Source organism: Enterobacter sp. 342, from assembly GCF_036663495.1.
Classification (GTDB): Bacteria; Pseudomonadota; Gammaproteobacteria; order Enterobacterales; family Enterobacteriaceae; genus Enterobacter.
Map to the genome: position 1 here is coordinate 1 of NZ_JAWUEI010000026.1, position 20417 is coordinate 20417.

A 20417-nucleotide genomic window follows, 5' to 3' on the forward strand; every position below is an offset into this window, starting at 1 on the left:
TTAATCCGAGTTCTTCGTTTCATGGCAACGTCCCCCTTGATTAAGGATAGCGTTGCATCGACCCGTTGAACTCACAGGCAATACCGGCCTCTACCGCCACGCGAGCCGCAACGTTGGATGGCAGAACTGATTCCCGGTACGCCTCATCCTGGACGTCAAAGATATCCGTTGATGGCAATGACACCACGCGCACCGCATGACCCTCGGCGGTCAGCTTCTCGGCGGCTTTCACCGTGATTTCCACCTCCGAACCGGTCGCAATCAGGATCACGTCCGGTTTGCCGCCGCTGTCTTTCAGGATGTAGCCGCCGCGGGCGATGTTTTTCACCTGCTCTGGTGTGCGCTCAATTTGCGCCAGGTTCTGGCGTGACAGGATCAGCGCTGTCGGGCCAGTATGGCGTTCCACAGCCAGCTTCCAGCCGACCGCCGCTTCCACCTGATCGCATGGGCGCCAGGTGCTGAAGTTTGGTGTCAGGCGCAGGCTGGCCAGTTGTTCCACCGCCTGGTGCGTTGGTCCGTCTTCCCCAAGACCAATTGAGTCATGGGTATAGACCATAATCTGTCGCGCCTTCATGAGTGCCGCCATGCGCGCCGCGTTGCGGGCGTATTCGACAAACATCAGGAAGGTGGCGGTGTAGGGCACGAAGCCGCCGTGATGGGCGATGCCGTTGGCAATGGCGGTCATCCCGAACTCGCGCACGCCGTAGTGGATGTAGTTCCCGGCAATGTCCTCTTTCAGTGATTTTGAACCAGACCAGATCGTCAGGTTACTGGGCGCGAGGTCCGCTGAGCCACCGAGCAGTTCGGGCAGGATAGGTCCAATGGCATTGAGTGTATTTTGCGAGGCCTTACGGGTGGCGATTTTCGCCGGGTTGGCCTGCAGGTTTTCAATCAGCGCCTGGGTTCTATCGTCCCAGTCTTCCGGTAGGCCACCGCTCATGCGGCGGGAAAACTCGGCAGCCAGATCCGGGTGCGCTTTTTTGTAAGCGGCAAACTTCTCGTTCCAGGACTGCTGCGCCTTTTCACCTGTTTCGCGGGCATCCCATGCTTTGTAGATCTCTTTTGGGATCTCAAATGGCGGGTATTTCCAGCCCAGTTTTTGCCGGGTTAACGCCACTTCCTCTTCACCCAGCGCCGCGCCGTGCGCCTCTTCTTTACCCGCTTTGTTTGGTGAGCCGAAGCCGATAACCGTGCGGCAGATAATCAGGGAAGGTTTGTCCTTCACGCTTTGCGCTTCCTGAATCGCTTTTTTCACTGCCTCTGGGTCATGGCCATCGATCTCATGCACCACGTGCCAGTGGTAGGCTTCGAAGCGTTTCGCCGTGTCGTCGGTAAACCAGCCTTCGGTTTCCCCGTCGATGGAGATGCCGTTGTGATCGTAAAACCCGATCAGCTTGCCCAGCCCCAGCGTGCCCGCAAGGGAGCAGACCTCGTGGGAAATCCCCTCCATCAGGCAGCCGTCACCCATAAACACATACGTGTAATGGTCAACGATGTCATGCCCCGGCTGATTAAACTGCGCGCCCAGCGTGCGCTCGGCAATCGCCAGCCCGACCGCATTCGCCAGCCCCTGACCGAGCGGTCCGGTGGTGGTTTCCACCCCAGGCGTATAGCCAATCTCCGGGTGACCCGGTGTTTTGGAGTGCAACTGGCGGAAGTTTTTCAGCTCGGAAATCGGCAGGTCGTAACCGGAAAGATGCAGCAGGCTGTAGAGCAGCATTGAGGCGTGGCCGTTAGAGAGAATAAAGCGGTCGCGATCATACCAGGTGGGGTCGTTGGGGTTGTGCTTCAGGAAGTCGTTCCACAATACTTCGGCAATATCAGCCATGCCCATAGGCGCGCCAGGGTGGCCGGAATTGGCTTTCTGCACGGCATCCATGCTGAGGGCGCGAATGGCATTGGCTAGCTCTTTACGGGACATAGTTCACTCCGTGGCAAGGTTAAAGTTTGGCGGCGAGAAGATCTTCAAGTTTGCGCTGATCGACGGCGAACAGGCGGATGCCTTCCGCCAGTTTTTCCACGGCCATGGCGTCCTGATTATGTGCCCAGCGGAACTCGGCTTCGGTCATGGCTTTCGGTTTTGGCAGAACGGTGGAGGTCGGGACCAGCTTGCGGATCACCGTCTCTTCTTTGTCCTGCAGCTCTTTGAGCAGATTAGGGGAGATGGTCAGGCGGTCGCAGCCTGCCAGGGCGAGGATCTGCTCGGTACGGCGGAAGCTGGCACCCATCACGATGGTGTCGTAGCGGTGCTGTTTAAAGTAATCATAGATATTACGGACCGATTTGACGCCCGGGTCCTCGTCGACCACGTACGGATCCATCGGCTGTTTTGCCTGATACCAGTCGTAGATGCGTCCGACAAACGGCGAGACGAGGAACACGCCCGCTTCGGCACAGGCGCGTGCCTGAGCAAACGAGAACAGCAGCGTCAGGTTGCAGTGGATACCCTCTTTTTCCAGCACTTCTGCCGCACGAATGCCTTCCCACGTCGATGCCAGTTTGATCAGGATGCGAGATTTATCGATCCCCTGCTCCTGATAGAGGTCAACCAGACGGCGGGCCTTGTGAATACTCTTTTCTTTATCGAAAGAGAGACGGGCATCGACTTCCGTCGAGACGCGTCCGGGGATGCTTTTCAGAATTTCTGCACCAAAATTAACGGCCAGCTTGTCGCTGGCTTCAGTGACCTGCTGCTCCTGGGTTTTCCCGCGCTGTTTACCGTAAGCAATAGCGTCATCAATCAGATGACTAAAATGCGCAAGCCCGGCGGCCTTGAGCAATAGCGACGGGTTAGTGGTCGCATCTTCCGGCTGATAGTGGCGGATCGATTCGATATCGCCGCTGTCTGCGACCACGGTGGTGAATTGTTTGATGCCGTCTAACTGATTCATAAATAATTACTCCTTGAAAATAAAAGAGTTAGATGAGTGCGTTAGTTCACACTTCTGGAAAAATCATGATGGACTTAACAAAAAAGCATAGCAGACGGGGGCGGCATTGCTTTTGAGACGGGTAACATGGCTGTTATAAATTGATAACAATTTTTAATGTGTGATGGTGAGAGTTTGGCAGCCTTCAAAGTTTATGTGGCGGCCTGCGGCGATACTAGGCGGCACACCAGGGTGTGCAACAGGATCGCTTACGTCACCCTTTTGACCGATACGTGAAAGGAAAAAGAAGATGGATGAGCAGTTAAAACAGAGTGCCCTCGATTTTCACGAGTTCCCTGTCCCGGGTAAAATCCAGGTTTCCCCCACCAAGCCACTGGCGACGCAGCGCGATCTGGCGCTGGCCTATTCGCCAGGCGTTGCTGCACCATGTCTGGAAATCGAAAAAGATCCGCTGGCGGCCTACAAATATACCGCGCGTGGCAACCTTGTTGCCGTTATCTCTAACGGCACAGCGGTATTAGGTCTTGGCAACATTGGTGCGCTGGCGGGTAAACCCGTGATGGAAGGGAAGGGTGTTCTGTTCAAGAAATTCGCCGGTATCGACGTATTTGATATCGAGGTGGATGAACTCGATCCCGATAAATTCATCAACGTGGTGGCTGCGCTGGAACCGACCTTCGGCGGTATCAACCTGGAAGACATCAAAGCGCCGGAATGTTTCTATATCGAGCAGAAACTGCGCGAGCGTATGAACATTCCCGTGTTCCATGATGACCAGCACGGTACCGCGATTATCAGTACCGCCGCTATTCTGAATGGTCTGCGCGTAGTGGAGAAAAATCTCTCTGACGTGCGCATGGTCGTTTCCGGTGCGGGAGCTGCGGCCATCGCCTGTATGAACCTGCTGGTGGCGCTGGGTATGCAGAAGCACAACATTGTGGTCTGTGATTCCAAAGGTGTTATCTATAAAGGCCGCGAGCCAAACATGGCGGAAACCAAAGCGGCGTATGCGGTTGAAGACGACGGTAAACGCACGCTGGAGGATGTCATTGATGGCGCGGATATCTTCCTCGGCTGTTCAGGCCCGAAAGTGCTGACCCAGGAGATGGTGAAGAAGATGGCGCGCGCGCCAATGATTCTTGCGCTGGCTAACCCGGAACCGGAAATTCTGCCGCCGCTGGCGAAAGCGGTGCGTGAAGATGCCATCATCTGTACGGGTCGTTCCGACTACCCTAACCAGGTCAACAACGTGCTCTGCTTCCCGTTCATCTTCCGTGGGGCACTGGATGTCGGCGCGACGGCGATCAACGAAGAGATGAAGCTTGCCGCGGTTCACGCTATCGCGGAGCTGGCGCACGCCGAGCAGAGTGAAGTGGTTGCCTCCGCCTACGGCGACCAGGATCTGAGCTTTGGCCCGGATTACATCATTCCAAAACCGTTCGACCCGCGTCTGATCGTCAAGATTGCTCCCGCCGTTGCCAAAGCGGCGATGGACTCCGGCGTGGCGACGCGTCCGATTCAGGATTTCGATGCCTACGTCGATAAACTCACCGAGTTTGTCTACAAAACCAACCTGTTCATGAAGCCGATCTTCTCTCAGGCGCGTGCCGATGCGAAGCGCGTGGTACTGGCGGAAGGGGAAGAGGCTCGCGTGCTGCACGCGACCCAGGAACTGATCACCTTAGGCCTGGCGAAGCCGATCCTGATTGGTCGTCCGAGCGTTATTGAGATGCGCATCCAGAAACTGGGCCTGCAAATTAAGCCGGGTGTGGACTTCGAGATCGTCAACAACGAATCCGATCCGCGTTTCAAAGAGTACTGGAGCGAATACTACGCGATCATGAAACGTCGCGGGATCACCCAGGAACAGGCGCAGAAAGCCGTCATCAGCAACACGACGGTGATCGGCGCGATCATGGTTCATCGTGGTGAAGCCGATGCGTTGATCTGCGGTACCGTTGGTGACTACCACGAACACTTCAGCGTGGTGCAGGAGATCTTCGGTTATCGCGATGGCGTTCATACCGCCGGGGCGATGAACGCACTGCTGCTGCCAAGCGGCAACACCTTTATTGCCGATACTTACGTTAACGATGACCCAACCCCGGACGAACTCGCAGAAATAACCGTGATGGCGGCCGAGACCGTGCGTCGCTTTGGTATTGAACCGAAGGTGGCACTGCTGTCGCACTCTAACTTTGGTTCATCCAAATCAGCGGCGGCCTGCAAAATGCGTCAGACGCTGGAGCTGGTGCGCGAGCGTGCACCGGAGCTGATGATTGATGGCGAAATGCACGGCGATGCAGCGCTGGTGGAGAGCATCCGCAACGAACGGATGCCGGACAGCCCGCTGAAAGGTTCTGCGAACATCCTGATTATGCCGAACGTGGAAGCGGCGCGTATCAGCTATAACCTGCTGCGTGTCTCCAGCTCTGAAGGGGTGACCGTAGGGCCAGTACTGATGGGGGTGGCGAAACCGGTGCATGTGTTAACACCGATTGCCTCTGTGCGTCGTATCGTGAATATGGTGGCGCTGGCGGTGGTTGAGGCGCAGACGCAGCCTCTGTAATTTCACTTTGATTTATTTCCGGCGCGGGTTTCTCCCGCGCCTTTTTATTTTCCCTTTCTTAGTGATCCACTTCACCTTTTAAACCTGGTTGCCGAATTTTGTTATTTGCTCTGACAAAAGATTGCCACGATGAGGGCAGTTTTAGAGGAGGCGGTGAGCAATGGAAAAAGAACGCATTATTCAGGAATTTGTGCCGGGGAAACAGGTCACGCTGGCGCATCTCATTGCGCACCCCGGCGAGGAGTTGGCGAAAAAGATCGGCGTTCCCGAAGCAGGCGCCATCGGCATCATGACGCTGACGCCGGGAGAAACCGCGATGATTGCCGGTGACTTAGCCCTGAAAGCGGCAGGTGTACATATCGGCTTTCTCGATAGATTCAGCGGTGCGCTTGTTATCTACGGCTCGGTAGGTGCGGTAGAAGAGGCGTTATTACAGACGGTAAGTGGTCTGGGCCGGTTATTAAATTTCACTTTATGCAATCTGACAAAAAGTTAATCAGAGGCGGCGATGAAACGTATTGCGTTTGTCGGTACGGTGGGGGCGGGGAAGACAACGCTCTTTAATGCGCTACAGGGGAATTATTCCCTCGCCAGAAAAACACAGGCCGTGGAGTTTAATGAAAATGGTGATATCGATACGCCAGGGGAATATTTTAGCCATCCGCGCTGGTATCACGCCTTAATTACCACGCTGCAGGATGTCGATACGTTGATTTATATACACGCGGCAAATGATAAAGAAAGTCGCTTACCTGCCGGGCTGTTGGATATTGGTGCCAGTAAACGACACATCGCCGTTATCAGCAAAATGGACATGCCGGATGCAGACGTCGCCGCAACGCGACAACTTCTTCGCGGAATGGGATTTCAGGAGCCGATTTTTGAGCTCAATAGCCATGACCCGCGCAGCGTGCAGCACCTGGTGGATTATCTGACTGAGCTCAGCCAAAAGGAGGAAAGGGCAGGTGAAAAAACTCATCACAGCTAACGATATTCGTGCGGCCCACGCACGCGGCGAACAGGAAATGTCGGTTGTTCTGCGCGCCAGCATCGTCACCCCGGAGGCGCGAGAAGTTGCGGCGCTGCTGGGCGTTACCATCAGCGAATGCGATGAATCGACGCCATGCGCAGCCGCTGCGAAACCGGCTGCGGTTGACGAAAGTAAAACGGAAAGCCAACGCATTCGTGAAACCATCATCGCACAGCTACCGGAAGGGCAGTTTACTGAAAGCCTGGTTGCCCAACTGATGGACAAAGTCATGAAGGAGAAACAGTCGCTGGAGCAGGGCGCAATGCAGCCGAGCTTTAACTCGGTCACCGGCAAAGGCGGCGTCAAAGTCATCGACGGCAGCAGCGTGAAGTTTGGTCGTTTTGACGGCGCGCAGCCGCACTGCGTGGGATTAACCGATCTGGTAACCGACCAGGACGGTAGCAGCATGGCCGCCGGGTTCATGCAGTGGGATAACGCCTTTTTCCCATGGACGCTGAATTACGACGAAATCGACATGATTCTGGAAGGCGAGCTGCACGTTCGTCATGAAGGCGAAACCATGATTGCTAAAGCCGGGGACGTGATGTTTATCCCGAAAGGCTCCAGCATCGAATTTGGTACGCCCTCGACGGTGAAGTTTCTGTATGTGGCCTGGCCTGCGAACTGGCAGTCCTGCTAAGGCGGATGTATGAAGGATTTCATTACCGAAGCATGGCTCAGAGCGAATCATACGCTCAGTGAAGGGGCTGAAATTCATCTCCCCACTGATGCTCGCCTGACGCCGTCTGCCCGGGAATTACTGGAAAGCCGACATCTGCGCATTAAGTTTATTGACGAGCAGGGCAGCCTGTTTATTGATGACGAAGAACAACAGCTGCAGCCGGTGCATGGGTTAACCAGCAGCGATACACATCCACAGGCCAACTGCGAATTGTGTCATCAACCGGTGGCGAAGAAACCCGACACGCTGACGCATCTGACGGCGGACAAGATGGTTGCCAAAAGCGATCCGCGCCTGGGATTTCGCGCCGCGCTGGACAGCACCATCGCGCTGGCCGTGTGGTTGCAGATAGAACTGTCGGAACCGTGGCAGCCGTGGCTTTCGGATATTCGCTCGCGCCTGGGCAACATTATGCGCGCCGATGCGATGGACGAGCTACTGGCCGCACAAGCCATCGTTGGCTTAAGCGACGAAGATTTACACCGCCTTTCGCATCAGCCGCTGCGCTATCTGGACCACGACCATCTGGTACCGGAAGCCTGCCACGGACGTGATTGTGCGCTGCTGAACCTGCTGCGTACCAAAGTCCGTGAAACCGAGACGGTGGCGGCCCGGGTTTTCATCTCCCGTCGTTTTGACGTTATGCGACCGGACATCATGCAGGCGCTCAACCGCCTTTCCAGTACGGTCTACGTGATGATGATTCTGAGCGTGTCGAAGCGCCCACTGACGGTTAGCCAAATTCAACAGCGACTGGGGGAGAAGCCATGATCGTTGAACGTGCTCGCCAACTCGCCCACCGCGCACCGGCACGTGTGGTGTTCCCGGATGCGCTGGATGTTCGGGTACTGCAGGCGGCAAATTACCTGCACCAGCACCGTCTGGCGCATCCCATTCTCGTCGCCAGCCCGTTTGCGCTACGCCAGTTTGCGCTTAGCCATCGCGTAGCCATGGACGGTATTCAGATTATTGATCCACAAAGTAATGTACAGATGCGTGAAGCGTTTGCCCTGCGCTGGCTGGCGCGTGCGGGCGAAAAAACACCGCCGGATGCGCGAGAAAAGCTCAACGATCCGCTGATGTTTGCCGCCGCGATGGTCAGTGCCGGCAAAGCTGATGTGTGTATTGCGGGCAACCTGTCGTCAACGGCAAACGTGCTGCGCGCAGGATTGCGCATTATTGGATTACAGCCTGGCTGCAAAACGCTGTCGTCAATTTTCCTGATGCTACCGCAGTACCTCGGGCCGTCATTAGGGTTTGCCGATTGCAGCGTTGTGCCACAACCCACCGCGGCACAGCTGGCGGACATCGCCATCGCCAGCGCTGAAACCTGGAAGGCGATCACAGGTGAAGAGCCGCGCGTGGCCATGCTGTCATTTTCAAGTAATGGCAGCGCTCGCCATCCAAACGTCGCTAACGTGCAGCAGGCGACGGAGATTGTTCGTGAGCGGGCCCCTCAGCTTATCGTGGATGGCGAACTGCAATTTGATGCCGCCTTTGTTCCGGATGTCGCTGCACAGAAAGCGCCCGCCAGTCCGTTAAAGGGCAATGCCAACGTGATGGTCTTCCCGTCGCTGGAGGCAGGCAATATTGGCTACAAAATCGCTCAGCGTCTGGGGGGGTATCGTGCCGTTGGTCCGTTGATTCAGGGACTTGCCGCACCGCTTCATGACCTCTCTCGCGGCTGTAGCGTACAGGAAATTATCGAACTGGCGTTGGTGGCAGCGGTGCCGCGCCAGACTGACGTGAGTCGTGAAAACGCCTCGAACACACTGGTTGTATAAGGTCCCGTTCTGGACCCCTTTGACTTAAGAGGAAAGCAAAATGGAAGCATTAGGAATGATTGAAACCCGGGGCCTGGTTGCACTGATTGAGGCTTCTGACGCAATGGTTAAAGCGGCACGCGTGAAACTGGTTGGCGTGAAGCAGATCGGCGGCGGTCTGGTCACTGCCATGGTCCGTGGCGACGTAGCGGCATGTAAAGCGGCAACGGACGCAGGTGCTGCGGCTGCACAGCGTATTGGCGAGCTGGTTTCCGTACACGTAATCCCGCGTCCGCATGGCGATCTGGAAGAGGTGTTCCCGATCGGCTTTAAAGGCGACAGCAACGACATGTAAGTCGTCCATGTGACGCCACACGCTTCATTGCTGGCGTCACCCTCTCTCCTTTTCACATTACCTTCTGCGGAGGGTAGGGGGAGGTTTTACCTGAAATATGCCACGGAGGTGCGTATGAAGCTGGCAATCGTCACAGGACAAATTGTTTGTACCGTACGCCATCAGGGGCTCGCGCACGACAAGTTGCTGATGGTGGAAATGATTGATGCCTGCGGTAATCCCGACGGGCAGTGTGCTGTTGCTATCGACAGTATCGGGGCGGGAACCGGGGAGTGGGTGCTGCTGGTCAGCGGAAGCTCAGCTCGTCAGGCGCACCGTAACGAATCATCACCTGTCGATCTGTGCGTGATTGGCATCGTCGATGAAGTGGTGGCAGGTGGCCAGGTGATCTTCCATAAATAAGGCAGAAAATCATGAATCAACAGGATATTGAACAGGTCGTGAAAGCGGTGCTGCTGAAAATGAAAGACAGCAGCCAGCCCGTCAGTGCCGTTCAAGAAATGGGCGTTTTTGCCTCCCTGGATGACGCAGTGGCGGCAGCAAAACTGGCCCAGCAGGGGCTGAAAAGCGTCGCTATGCGTCAGTTGGCTATTGCGGCTCTGCGTGAGGCGGGCGAAAAGCACGCCAGAGAATTAGCGGAACTTGCCGTCACAGAAACCGGCATGGGACGCGTTGAAGATAAATTCGCCAAAAACGTGGCACAGGCGCGAGGCACGCCAGGGGTGGAATGCCTGTCTCCGCAGGTCCTGACCGGCGATAACGGCCTGACGCTGATTGAAAATGCGCCGTGGGGTGTGGTGGCCTCGGTGACGCCGTCCACCAATCCGGCCGCGACCGTTATTAACAACGCCATCAGCCTGATTGCCGCTGGCAACAGCGTGGTCTTCGCACCGCATCCGGCGGCTAAAGGCGTGTCTCAGCGCGCTATCACTCTGCTCAACCAGGCGGTTGTTGCCGCAGGCGGCCCGGTCAACCTGCTGGTTACCGTTGCCAATCCGGATATTGAAACCGCCCAGCGTCTGTTTAAGTACCCAGGCATCGGCCTGCTGGTCGTGACCGGCGGTGAAGCCGTCGTGGATGCCGCGCGTAAGCACACCAACAAGCGTCTTATTGCCGCCGGTGCGGGTAATCCGCCGGTGGTGGTGGATGAAACGGCCGACCTGGCGCGCGCGGCGCAGTCGATCGTCAAAGGTGCGTCGTTTGACAACAACATCATCTGCGCCGATGAAAAAATCCTGATCGTCGTGGACAGCGTTGCCGACGAACTGATGCGCCTGATGGAAAGCCAGCACGCGGTGAAACTGACTGCGGCTCAGGCCGAACAGTTGCAACCCGTGCTGCTGAAAAATATCGATGAGCGCGGTAAAGGCACGGTCAGTCGTGACTGGGTAGGCCGCGATGCAGGAAAAATCGCTGCGGCGATAGCTCTGAACGTACCGGAGCAAACCCGGCTGTTATTCGTCGAAACCTCAGCGACGCATCCGTTTGCCGTCACCGAACTGATGATGCCGGTTCTACCGGTCGTGCGGGTCGCCAACGTCGATGAAGCCATTGAGCTGGCGGTCAGGCTTGAAGGCGGCTGCCACCATACGGCGGCGATGCATTCGCGCAATATCGACAACATGAACCGCATGGCAAACGCCATTGATACCAGCATTTTTGTCAAGAACGGACCATGTATTGCGGGGCTTGGGCTCGGCGGCGAAGGCTGGACCACGATGACCATTACCACGCCAACCGGGGAAGGGGTGACCAGCGCGCGTACCTTTGTGCGTCTGCGGCGCTGTGTGTTGGTGGACGCCTTCAGAATTGTATAAGGAGAAGAAACGATGGCGCACGACGAACAACGTTGGCTGACACCCAGGCTGCTAAAAGCGGCAACGCTATGTAACCAGACGCCTGCTGCGTGCGATTCGCCGCTTTGGCTGGGCGTTGATTTGGGAACCTGTGATGTGGTGTCGATGGTTGTCGACAGTGACGGAGAGCCGGTTGCGGTTTGCCTGGACTGGGCCGATGTCGTGCGCGATGGCATCGTCTGGGATTTCATCGGCGCGGTGACCATCGTTCGTCGCCATCTCGATACGCTCGAACAACAGCTGGGCTGCCGCTTTACCCATGCGGCAACTTCGTTTCCGCCGGGGACGGACCCGCGAATTTCGATAAACGTGCTGGAGTCTGCCGGGCTTGAAGTGAGTCATGTGCTCGACGAGCCGACCGCGGTGGCGAACCTGTTGCAGCTCGATAACGCTGGCGTGGTGGATATCGGTGGCGGTACCACCGGGATTGCCATTGTGAAGCGGGGCAATGTGGCCTGGTCCGCCGATGAAGCGACTGGCGGGCATCACATTTCGCTGACGCTGGCCGGGAATCGTCGCATCTCGCTGGAGGACGCCGAGCAGTACAAGCGCAGTAACGGCAAAGAAATCTGGCCGGTGGTTAAGCCGGTCTACGAAAAGATGGCGGAAATCGTGGCTCACCATATAGCCGGCCATGACGTCGCTGACTTGTGGCTGGCCGGCGGCTCCTGTATGCAGCCGGGTGTTGACGAACTGTTCCGCAAGCGTTTCCCGGCGCTGCAGGTGCATCTACCCCAGCACAGCCTGTTTATGACTCCGCTGGCGATTGCCAACAGCGGAAAAGAAAAAGCGGAAGGAATCTATGCAAGCTGAATTGCAGGCCGCGCTCTTTCAGGCATTCGATACCCTGAATCTGCAACGCGTAAAAACGTTTAGCGTTCCACCGGTTACGTTATGCGGTCCGGGAGCGCTTAGCACCTGCGGACAGGAAGCACAAACGCGCGGACTGACGCATATGTTCGTCATGGTTGATAGCTTCCTGCATCAGGCGGGGATGACCGTCGCACTGGAGCGCAGCCTTGCGATGAAAGGCGTGGCGATGACGCTATGGCCATGTCCGGTGGGCGAACCGTGCATTACGGACGTCTGCGCGGCGGTCGCGCAACTGCGTGAATCGAAGTGCGATGGCGTGGTGGCCTTAGGCGGGGGGTCCGTACTGGATGCCGCAAAGGCAGTGGCATTGCTGGTGACCAACCCCACGCAAACGCTGGCTGACATGACGGAGCACAGCGTGCTGCGCCCGCGCCTGCCGCTGATTGCTGTGCCAACGACCGCCGGAACGGGCTCAGAAACCACTGACGTCACGGTGATTATCGACGCCGCGACGGGACTTAAACAGGTGCTGGCCCACGCAACCCTGATGCCGGATGTGGCGATCCTTGACGCCGCGCTGACGGAAGGTGTGCCTGCACACGTCACGGCGATGACCGGGATCGATGCGCTGACGCACGCCGTTGAAGCGTATAGCGCGCTGAACGCGACGCCCTTTACCGACAGCCTGGCGATTGGCGCGATTGCGATGATCGGTAAATCGCTGCCGAAGGCCGTCGGATACGGTCAGGATCTGGCGGCGCGGGAAAGCATGCTGTTGGCGTCTTGCATGGCGGGAATGGCGTTTTCCAGCGCGGGATTGGGTTTGTGTCATGCGATGGCGCACCAGCCGGGCGCTGCGCTGCACATCCCGCACGGACAGGCTAATGCCATGCTGCTGCCCACGGTCATGGGGTTTAACCGCATGGTGTGTCGTGAGCGCTTTAGCCACATCGGACGGGCGCTAACCCACAAGAAGTCGGATGACCGCGATGCCATCAACGCCGTCAGCGAGTTGATTAGCGAAGTGGGCCAGACCAAACGACTCTCTGACGTTGGGGCAAAACCCGAGCATTACAGCGCATGGGCACACGCCGCGCTGGAGGATATTTGTATTCGCAGTAACCCACGCACCGCCACGCAGGCCGACATTATCGCGTTGTATGCGGCGGCACAATAAAGACACATATGACAGGGAGTGAAGGTTATGGGAATTAACGAAATCATCATGTACATCATGATGTTCTTTATGCTGATTGCCGCCGTGGACAGGATCCTGTCGCAGTTTGGCGGTTCGGCGCGCTTCCTCGGTAAGTTCGGTAAGAGTATTGAGGGTTCGGGCGGCCAGTTTGAGGAAGGTTTTATGGCGATGGGCGCGCTGGGCCTGGCGATGGTCGGTATGACCGCGCTGGCGCCAGTACTGGCGCATGTGCTCGGGCCGGTGATTATTCCACTGTACGAAATGCTCGGCGCGAACCCATCGATGTTTGCCGGTACGCTGCTGGCGTGCGATATGGGCGGCTTTTTCCTGGCCAAAGAACTGGCGGGCGGCGACGTTGCGGCGTGGCTGTACTCTGGCCTGATCCTCGGGGCGATGATGGGTCCGACGCTGGTCTTCTCCATTCCGGTTGCGCTGGGGATTATTGAACCCTCTGACCGTCGTTATCTGGCGCTGGGCGTGCTGGCCGGTATTGTCACCATTCCGATTGGCTGTATTGCGGGTGGTTTGATCGCGATGTATTCCGGCGTGGAAATTAACGGTCAGCCTGTGGAGTTCACCTTTGCGCTGATCCTGATGAACATGATCCCGGTGCTGATTGTCGCCGTGCTGGTGGCGCTGGGACTGAAATTCATCCCGGAAAAAATGATCAACGGCTTCCAGATCTTCGCAAAATTCCTCGTGGCGCTGATCACCCTCGGTCTGGCGGCCGCGGTGATCAAATTCCTGCTCGGCTGGGAGCTGATCCCGGGTCTTGATCCTATCTTCATGGCACCGGGAGACAAGCCGGGTGAAGTGATGCGCGCCATAGAAGTTATCGGTTCTATCTCCTGTGTGCTGCTGGGGGCTTACCCGATGGTGCTGCTGCTGACCCGCTGGTTTGAAAAACCGCTGATGAGCATCGGCAAGCTGTTAAACGTTAATAACATTGCGGCTGCGGGCATGGTCGCGACGCTAGCCAACAACATCCCTATGTTCGGCATGATGAAGAATATGGATACCCGCGGCAAAGTGATCAACTGCGCCTTTGCGGTCTCTGCGGCCTTTGCTCTGGGTGACCACTTAGGCTTCGCTGCCGCCAACATGAACGCCATGATCTTCCCAATGATTGTCGGCAAGCTGATCGGCGGCGTGACGGCGATTGGCGTGGCTATGCTGTTAGTACCGAAAGACGAAGATGTTCCGGCACCCGCAGAAACTCATCCGGAGGCGCAATCGTGAAGACTCGCCAGCTACTGAGCGTCGGTATCGATATCGGCACCACCACCACTCAGGTGATCTTCTCGCGCCTTGAGCTGGTCAACCGTGCAGCAGTGTCGCAGGTGCCGCGCTACGAGTTCATCAAACGCGAAATTAGCTGGCAAAGCCCGGTGTTCTTTACCCCCGTTGATAAGCAGGGCGGGTTGAAAGAGACCGAACTTAAGGCGCTGATCCTCGACCAGTATCAGGCGGCGGGCATCAAGCCTGAGGCCGTCGATTCCGGTGCGATCATTATTACTGGCGAAAGCGCCAAAACCCGCAACGCGCGACCCGCGGTGATGACGCTCTCCCAGTCGCTGGGGGATTTCGTGGTTGCCAGCGCCGGTCCCCATCTGGAATCGGTGATTGCCGGTCACGGCGCGGGGGCGCAAACCCTGTCTGAGCAGACGTTATGCCGCGTACTGAATATCGACATCGGTGGCGGTACGTCGAACTACGTCCTTTTCGATGCCGGAAAGATCAGCGGTTCGGCCTGCCTGAACGTTGGTGGACGGCTGCTGGAAACGGACGGTCAGGGCCGAGTGGCGCATGCGCATCAGCCGGGACAGAAGATTGTTGATGACGTATTTGGTCCGGGTACTGATGCCCGAACCCTCAATGCGACGCAGCTTGTTCAGGTGGCCCGACGGATGGCGGCGCTGATTGTCGAGGTGATTGACGGCACGCTTTCACCGCTGGCGCAGGCGCTGATGCAAACCGGTTTACTGCCAGCGGGCGTGAAGCCTGAAGTGATTACCTTGTCCGGCGGGGTGGGTGAATGCTACCGCAACCAGCCTGCCGATCCGTTCTGTTTTTCCGATATCGGGCCGCTGCTCGCCACGGCGCTGCATGAACATCCGCGTCTGCGCGAGATGAACGTGCAGTTCCCGGCGCAAACCGTGCGCGCCACGGTGATTGGCGCCGGGGCGCATACGCTGTCGCTTTCGGGCAGCACTATCTGGCTGGAGGGGGTGACGCTTCCACTGCGCAATCTGCCGGTGGCGATTCCGGTTGATGAGGCTGATTTGGTTGCCGCATGGCAGCAGGCGCTGATGCAGCTCGATCTGGATCCGCAAACGGACGCCTATGTGCTGGCGCTGCCAGGTTCGCTGCCGGTGCGCTACGCCGCACTGTTAACGGTGATTGATGCGCTACTGGCCTTTTTCGCGCGCTATCCGAATCCGCATCCCCTGCTGGTAGTAGCCGAGCAGGATTTTGGTAAAGCCCTGGGCATGCTGTTACGCCCACAGTTACAGCAACACCCGCTGGCGGTCATCGATGAGGTGGTTGTCCGGGCGGGGGACTATATCGACATTGGTACGCCTCTTTTTGGCGGATCGGTTGTGCCGGTGACGGTGAAATCACTCGCATTTCCTTCCTGAGGGAACGACTTATGAAACTAAAGACCACATTGTTCGGCAATGTTTATCAGTTTAAGGATGTGAAAGAGGTGCTGGCAAAAGCCAACGAACTGCGTTCGGGGGATGTGCTGGCAGGGGTCGCGGCAGCCAGTTCGCAGGAGCGCGTGGCGGCCAAGCAGGTACTGTCGGAAATGACGGTGGCGGATATTCGCAATAACCCGGTGATTTCCTATGAAGAGGACTGCGTGACGCGTCTGATTCAGGATGACGTCAACGAAACGGCCTATAGCCGCATCAAAAACTGGAGCATCAGCGAACTGCGCGAGTACGTGCTGAGCGATGAAACGTCCGTTGATGACATTGCGTTTATGCGCAAAGGGTTGACATCAGAAGTGGTCGCTGCGGTAGCAAAAATCTGCTCTAACGCGGACCTGATCTACGGCGGTAAGAAAATGCCGGTAATCAAAAAGGCCAACACGACCATTGGTCTGCCGGGCACCTTTAGCTGTCGTTTGCAGCCAAACGACACCCGTGATGACGTGCAGAGTATTGCCGCACAAATCTACGAAGGGCTCTCGTTCGGTGCGGGTGATGCGGTAATAGGCGTAAACCCGGTAACGGATGACGTGGAAAACTTAAGCCGCGTACTGGATACCGTGTACGGCGTTATCGACAAATTCAACATTCCGACCCAGGGCTGCGTGCTGGCGCACGTTACCACTCAGATCGAAGCGATTCGTCGCGGCGCGCCGGGCGGGCTGATTTTCCAGAGCATCTGCGGCAGCGAAAAAGGCTTAAAAGAGTTCGGCGTTGAGCTGGCGATGCTGGATGAAGCACGAGCAGTGGGCGCGGAGTTCAACCGGATTGCGGGGGAAAACTGCCTGTACTTCGAAACCGGGCAAGGGTCTGCGCTTTCTGCTGGCGCGAACTTCGGTGCAGATCAGGTGACGATGGAAGCGCGTAACTACGGGCTGGCGCGTCACTATGATCCGTTCCTGGTGAACACCGTAGTGGGCTTTATCGGGCCGGAGTATCTGTACAACGACCGGCAGATTATTCGCGCAGGCTTAGAAGATCACTTCATGGGCAAGCTGAGCGGTATCTCAATGGGCTGCGACTGCTGTTACACCAACCATGCGGATGCTGACCAGAACCTTAACGAAAACCTGATGATTCTGCTCGCCACCGCTGGCTGCAACTACATCATGGGCATGCCGCTCGGTGACGACATCATGCTCAACTACCAGACCACCGCTTTCCACGACACCGCGACCGTGCGCCAGTTGCTGAACCTGCGTCCGTCGCCGGAGTTTGAACGCTGGCTGGAAACCATGGGCATTATGGCAAACGGTCGCCTGACCAAACGGGCGGGCGATCCGTCACTGTTCTTCTGATGACGCGGGGATGACACACGATGGATCAAAAACAGATTGAAGAAATTGTACGCAGTGTTATGGCGTCAATGGGCGAGTCACAGCCACAGGCGCAAGCGCCGTCACCAGAAGCGAAATGCAGTACTACGCAGTGCGCGGCACCAGCGGGTGAAAGCTGTGCGATGGATTTAGGCTCCGCCGAGGCCAAAGCGTGGATTGGCGTTGAGAACCCGCACCGCGCAGAGGTGTTGACCGAGCTGCGCCGCAGCACCGCCGCGCGTGTATGTACCGGCCGTGCTGGTCCACGCCCGCGCACTCAGGCGCTGCTGCGTTTCCTGGCCGATCACTCGCGTTCAAAAGACACGGTGTTGAAAGAAGTGCCGGAAGAGTGGGTAAAAGCCCAGGGGCTGCTGGAAGTACGCTCGGAAATCAGTGACAAAAACCTGTACCTGACGCGCCCGGATCTGGGTCGTCGTCTGAGTGCGGAAGCCATTGAAGCGCTGAAATCACAGTGTGTAATGAACCCGGATGTGCAGGTGATTATCTCTGATGGCCTGTCTACCGACGCCATCACCGCCAACTATGAAGAGATCCTGCCGCCACTGTTGTCAGGGTTAAAACAGGCCGGGTTAAAGGTCGGGACGCCGTTCTTTGTTCGCTATGGTCGCGTGAAAATCGAAGATCAGATTGGCGAACTGCTGGGCGCGAAAGCCGTGATCCTGCTGGTTGGGGAACGTCCGGGCCTTGGTCAGTCTGAAAGCCTTTCCTGCTACGCCGTCTATTCACCGCGCGTGGCGACGACCGTTGAAGCTGACCGTACCTGTATCTCGAATATTCACCAGGGCGGTACGCCACCGGTTGAAGCGGCGGCGGTAATTGTGGATTTGGCCAAACGCATGCTGGAGCAAAAAGCCTCCGGCATCAATATGACTCGTTAAGGAGGCATCATGCCAGCATTAGATTTGATTAGACCTTCAGTCACCGCAATGCGCGTGATCGCCTCGGTAAATGACGGTTTTGCTCGAGAACTTAAATTACCGCCCCACGTACGTAGCCTCGGACTCATCACAGCAGATTCTGATGACGTGGCGTATATTGCCGCAGATGAAGCGACAAAACAGGCAATGGTCGAAGTGGTTTATGGCCGCTCGCTGTATGCCGGCGCGGCGCACAGCCCCTCTCCAACCTCGGGCGAAGTGCTGATTATGCTCGGAGGGCCAAACCCGGCCGAAGTTCGCGCAGGTCTGGACGCGATGGTGGCCAATATTGAAAGCGGTGCCGCGTTCCAGTGGGCGAATGACACAGAAGATACCGCTTTCTTGGCACACGTGGTTTCGCGTACCGGCTCATATCTTTCGGCGACGGCGGGATGCCGACCTGGCGATCCGATGGCGTATCTGGTGGCGCCGCCGCTGGAAGCAACATTTGGTATTGATGCTGCGCTGAAGTCTGCCGATGTGCAGTTGGTGACTTATGTGCCACCGCCGTCAGAAACCAACTACTCGGCGGCGTTTTTGACCGGTAGCCAGGCTGCCTGTAAAGCTGCCTGTAACGCCTTTGCTGATGCCGTGCTGGATATTGCCCGTAATCCTGTTCAGCGCGCGTAAGAGAGGTTGTGATGATCAATGCACTGGGATTACTGGAAGTGGATGGCATGGTGGCTGCCGTAGACGCGGCGGATGCCATGCTGAAAGCCGCGAACGTGCGTCTGCTTAGCCACGAAGTGCTCGATCCTGGCCGGCTGACACTGGCGGTGGAAGGCGATCTGGCGGCATGCCGCGCAGCGTTGGATGCCGGCAGCGCCGCCGCAGCGCGTACGGGTCGTGTTATCAGCCGTAAGGAAATAGGCCGGCCGGACGATGACACCCAGTGGCTGATCGGCGGTTTTACGCGCCAGCCGAAGAAACCAGAACAGAAGCCCGAAGTGAAAACAGACGTTACTACGCTGAATACCTCCTTGACGTCTGACTCCTCTGAGCAGCTTATGGCGTTGTTGGCATCGGTCCGTCAAGGAATGACGGCAGGGGAAGTGGCTGCCCACTTTGGCTGGTCTCTTGATGAGGCCCGAAAGGCGCTGGAACAGCTCTTTTCTCACGGAGCGTTGCGTAAACGCAGTAGTCGCTATCGCTTAAAAAATTAACCTGTCGGAGGGCCGGTGGCGTCGTTGGCGCTTCCGGCTTAAAAGATCATGAAAAAGACCCGAACTGCAAACCTGCACCATCTTTATCATGAAGCATTACCCGAAGACGTTAAACTTACGCCGAAAGTTGAGGTGGACAACGTTCACCAGCGGCGCACAACGGATGTGTATGAGCATGCGCTGACGATTACCGCCTGGCAGCAGATCTACGACCAGTTGCATCCGGGAAAATTTCATGGCGAGTTCACGGAAATCCTGCTCGATGATATTCAGGTGTTCCGTGAATACACCGGGCTGGCGCTGCGTCAGTCGTGTCTTGTCTGGCCGAACTCATTCTGGTTTGGTATTCCGGCCACGCGCTGCGAACAGGGATTTATTGGCACCCAGTGTCTGGGTAACGCTGAAATTGCGACCCGCCCGGGCGGGACGGAGTTTGAACTGAGTACGCCGGATGATTACACCATTCTGGGTGTCGTTATTTCAGAAGAGGCGATTGCCCGTCAGGCCAACTTCCTGCATAACCCGGAAAGGGTGCTGCATATGCTGCGCAGCCAGTCGGCGCTGGAGGTGAAAGAACAGCACAAAGCTGCCCTGTGGGGATTCGTGCAGCAGGCGCTGGCGACATTTAGTGAGAAGCCGGAGAACCTCCATCAACCTGCGGTACGCAAGGTGCTGGGCGATAACCTGCTGCTGGCTATGGGCACAATGCTGGAAGACGCACAGCCGATAATCACGGCCGAGAGCATCAGCCATCAGAGCTATCGTCGTCTGCTGTCGCGTGCGCGCGAATATGTGCTGGAAAATATGTCAGAGCCACTGACCGTACTCGATCTGTGTAATCAGTTGCACGTCAGCCGTCGAACGTTGCAAAACGCCTTTCATACTATACTCGGAATCGGTCCAAATTCCTGGTTAAAACGTATTCGTCTGAACGCCGTGCGTCGCGAACTGATAAGCCCGTGGTCGCAAAGCGCGACGGTAAAAGATGCCGCCATGCAGTGGGGATTCTGGCATTTGGGACAGTTTGCCACCGACTACCAGCAATTGTTTGCGGAGAAACCGTCGTTGACGCTGCATCAGCGTATGCGCCAGTGGGCGTGATGACATTAGCGTGCCGAAAGCGATGCTA

Annotated in this window: 19 protein-coding genes and 1 pseudogene; 18 read left to right on the top strand and 2 right to left on the bottom strand. The window is 57.0% G+C overall.

All coding sequences use genetic code 11. The annotated features are described in order from the left end of the window. Positions 1 to 76: 76 nt before the first annotated feature. Positions 77 to 1921 (bottom strand): annotated as a pseudogene (gene tkt / locus V6E55_RS18425) (transketolase); the annotation flags it as partial. A gap of 19 nt (positions 1922 to 1940) precedes the next feature. After that, the gene (gene tal / locus V6E55_RS18430) at positions 1941 to 2891 is read right to left on the bottom strand and encodes a transaldolase (protein ID WP_114977559.1); all 951 of its coding nucleotides are present in this window, start codon (positions 2889 to 2891) and stop codon (positions 1941 to 1943) included. A gap of 289 nt (positions 2892 to 3180) precedes the next feature. On the opposite strand from tal, the gene maeB reads away from it, so the two are divergent. The 18 genes from maeB to eutR all read left to right on the top strand — a co-directional run bounded on the left by maeB (position 3181) and on the right by eutR (position 20389). Beyond that, positions 3181 to 5460 carry an NADP-dependent oxaloacetate-decarboxylating malate dehydrogenase gene (maeB, locus tag V6E55_RS18435; RefSeq protein ID WP_114977560.1) on the top strand — a complete coding sequence of 760 codons (2280 nt, stop codon included), beginning with the start codon at positions 3181 to 3183 and terminating at the stop codon, positions 5458 to 5460. A gap of 160 nt (positions 5461 to 5620) precedes the next feature. After that, entirely contained in the window at positions 5621 to 5956 is a 336-nt protein-coding gene (gene eutS / locus V6E55_RS18440) for an ethanolamine utilization microcompartment protein EutS (RefSeq protein ID WP_114977561.1), read from the top strand. A gap of 12 nt (positions 5957 to 5968) precedes the next feature. Further along, positions 5969 to 6448 carry an ethanolamine utilization acetate kinase EutP gene (eutP, locus tag V6E55_RS18445; protein WP_114977562.1) on the top strand — a complete coding sequence of 160 codons (480 nt, stop codon included), beginning with the start codon at positions 5969 to 5971 and terminating at the stop codon, positions 6446 to 6448. Then, on the top strand, positions 6426 to 7130 hold the full coding sequence (gene eutQ / locus V6E55_RS18450; protein ID WP_316943560.1) for an ethanolamine utilization acetate kinase EutQ: 705 nt from the start codon (positions 6426 to 6428) through the stop codon (positions 7128 to 7130). Before eutP ends, eutQ begins: the two co-directional genes overlap by 23 nt. Positions 7131 to 7139: 9 nt before the next feature. Further along, positions 7140 to 7943: an ethanolamine utilization cob(I)yrinic acid a,c-diamide adenosyltransferase EutT gene (eutT, locus tag V6E55_RS18455; RefSeq protein ID WP_129995235.1), complete on the top strand. Its 804-nt coding sequence runs from the start codon at positions 7140 to 7142 to the stop codon at positions 7941 to 7943. Further along, entirely contained in the window at positions 7940 to 8956 is a 1017-nt protein-coding gene (gene pta / locus V6E55_RS18460; RefSeq protein WP_316943562.1) for a phosphate acetyltransferase, read from the top strand. Before eutT ends, pta begins: the two co-directional genes overlap by 4 nt. Before the next feature lie 40 nt (positions 8957 to 8996). Continuing rightward, the gene (eutM, locus tag V6E55_RS18465; RefSeq protein ID WP_114977566.1) at positions 8997 to 9290 is read left to right on the top strand and encodes an ethanolamine utilization microcompartment protein EutM; all 294 of its coding nucleotides are present in this window, start codon (positions 8997 to 8999) and stop codon (positions 9288 to 9290) included. A 114-nt stretch (positions 9291 to 9404) separates the two neighbouring features. Further along, positions 9405 to 9692: an ethanolamine utilization microcompartment protein EutN gene (eutN, locus tag V6E55_RS18470; protein WP_016153954.1), complete on the top strand. Its 288-nt coding sequence runs from the start codon at positions 9405 to 9407 to the stop codon at positions 9690 to 9692. Positions 9693 to 9703: 11 nt separating this feature from the next. Next, a complete protein-coding gene (locus tag V6E55_RS18475) occupies positions 9704 to 11107 on the top strand; it encodes an aldehyde dehydrogenase family protein (protein WP_114977567.1) in 1404 nt (467 codons plus the stop codon). A 12-nt stretch (positions 11108 to 11119) separates the two neighbouring features. Beyond that, on the top strand, positions 11120 to 11959 hold the full coding sequence (gene eutJ, locus V6E55_RS18480; RefSeq protein WP_129995237.1) for an ethanolamine utilization protein EutJ: 840 nt from the start codon (positions 11120 to 11122) through the stop codon (positions 11957 to 11959). Further along, positions 11949 to 13136, top strand: coding sequence for an ethanolamine utilization ethanol dehydrogenase EutG (gene eutG / locus V6E55_RS18485; protein WP_129995238.1), 1188 nt, complete (start codon positions 11949 to 11951; stop codon positions 13134 to 13136). The genes eutJ and eutG overlap by 11 nt, the downstream gene beginning before the upstream one ends. 27 nt (positions 13137 to 13163) lie before the next feature. Next, positions 13164 to 14396, top strand: a complete 1233-nt coding sequence (eutH, locus tag V6E55_RS18490; RefSeq protein WP_129995239.1) for an ethanolamine utilization protein EutH — start codon at positions 13164 to 13166, stop codon at positions 14394 to 14396. Further along, positions 14393 to 15796, top strand: a complete 1404-nt coding sequence (eutA, locus tag V6E55_RS18495; protein ID WP_129995240.1) for an ethanolamine ammonia-lyase reactivating factor EutA — start codon at positions 14393 to 14395, stop codon at positions 15794 to 15796. Before eutH ends, eutA begins: the two co-directional genes overlap by 4 nt. An 11-nt stretch (positions 15797 to 15807) precedes the next feature. Then, a complete protein-coding gene (gene eutB, locus V6E55_RS18500; protein WP_114977571.1) occupies positions 15808 to 17169 on the top strand; it encodes an ethanolamine ammonia-lyase subunit alpha in 1362 nt (453 codons plus the stop codon). A 20-nt stretch (positions 17170 to 17189) separates the two neighbouring features. Then, a complete protein-coding gene (eutC, locus tag V6E55_RS18505; protein WP_316943564.1) occupies positions 17190 to 18086 on the top strand; it encodes an ethanolamine ammonia-lyase subunit EutC in 897 nt (298 codons plus the stop codon). A gap of 9 nt (positions 18087 to 18095) precedes the next feature. After that, positions 18096 to 18755, top strand: coding sequence for an ethanolamine utilization microcompartment protein EutL (gene eutL / locus V6E55_RS18510; RefSeq protein ID WP_129995242.1), 660 nt, complete (start codon positions 18096 to 18098; stop codon positions 18753 to 18755). A gap of 11 nt (positions 18756 to 18766) precedes the next feature. Continuing rightward, positions 18767 to 19288 (top strand): ethanolamine utilization microcompartment protein EutK, encoded by a 522-nt coding sequence (eutK, locus tag V6E55_RS18515; RefSeq protein ID WP_316943566.1) that lies wholly within the window; start codon positions 18767 to 18769, stop codon positions 19286 to 19288. Between the two features lie 48 nt (positions 19289 to 19336). Then, positions 19337 to 20389 carry an HTH-type transcriptional regulator EutR gene (gene eutR / locus V6E55_RS18520; RefSeq protein WP_114977575.1) on the top strand — a complete coding sequence of 351 codons (1053 nt, stop codon included), beginning with the start codon at positions 19337 to 19339 and terminating at the stop codon, positions 20387 to 20389. The last annotated feature ends 28 nt before the right edge of the window (positions 20390 to 20417 follow it).

Excerpts from the sequence above, each read along its gene's own strand:
- tal (WP_114977559.1), bottom strand. The coding sequence starts at position 2,891 with ATGAATCAGTTAGACGGCATCAAACAATTCACCACCGTGGTCGCAGAC.
- maeB (WP_114977560.1), top strand. The coding sequence starts at position 3,181 with ATGGATGAGCAGTTAAAACAGAGTGCCCTCGATTTTCACGAGTTCCCT.
- eutS (WP_114977561.1), top strand. The coding sequence starts at position 5,621 with ATGGAAAAAGAACGCATTATTCAGGAATTTGTGCCGGGGAAACAGGTC.
- eutP (WP_114977562.1), top strand. The coding sequence starts at position 5,969 with ATGAAACGTATTGCGTTTGTCGGTACGGTGGGGGCGGGGAAGACAACG.
- eutT (WP_129995235.1), top strand. The coding sequence starts at position 7,140 with ATGAAGGATTTCATTACCGAAGCATGGCTCAGAGCGAATCATACGCTC.
- pta (WP_316943562.1), top strand. The coding sequence starts at position 7,940 with ATGATCGTTGAACGTGCTCGCCAACTCGCCCACCGCGCACCGGCACGT.
- eutM (WP_114977566.1), top strand. The coding sequence starts at position 8,997 with ATGGAAGCATTAGGAATGATTGAAACCCGGGGCCTGGTTGCACTGATT.
- eutN (WP_016153954.1), top strand. The coding sequence starts at position 9,405 with ATGAAGCTGGCAATCGTCACAGGACAAATTGTTTGTACCGTACGCCAT.
- V6E55_RS18475 (WP_114977567.1), top strand. The coding sequence starts at position 9,704 with ATGAATCAACAGGATATTGAACAGGTCGTGAAAGCGGTGCTGCTGAAA.
- eutJ (WP_129995237.1), top strand. The coding sequence starts at position 11,120 with ATGGCGCACGACGAACAACGTTGGCTGACACCCAGGCTGCTAAAAGCG.
- eutG (WP_129995238.1), top strand. The coding sequence starts at position 11,949 with ATGCAAGCTGAATTGCAGGCCGCGCTCTTTCAGGCATTCGATACCCTG.
- eutH (WP_129995239.1), top strand. The coding sequence starts at position 13,164 with ATGGGAATTAACGAAATCATCATGTACATCATGATGTTCTTTATGCTG.
- eutB (WP_114977571.1), top strand. The coding sequence starts at position 15,808 with ATGAAACTAAAGACCACATTGTTCGGCAATGTTTATCAGTTTAAGGAT.
- eutC (WP_316943564.1), top strand. The coding sequence starts at position 17,190 with ATGGATCAAAAACAGATTGAAGAAATTGTACGCAGTGTTATGGCGTCA.
- eutL (WP_129995242.1), top strand. The coding sequence starts at position 18,096 with ATGCCAGCATTAGATTTGATTAGACCTTCAGTCACCGCAATGCGCGTG.
- eutK (WP_316943566.1), top strand. The coding sequence starts at position 18,767 with ATGATCAATGCACTGGGATTACTGGAAGTGGATGGCATGGTGGCTGCC.
- eutR (WP_114977575.1), top strand. The coding sequence starts at position 19,337 with ATGAAAAAGACCCGAACTGCAAACCTGCACCATCTTTATCATGAAGCA.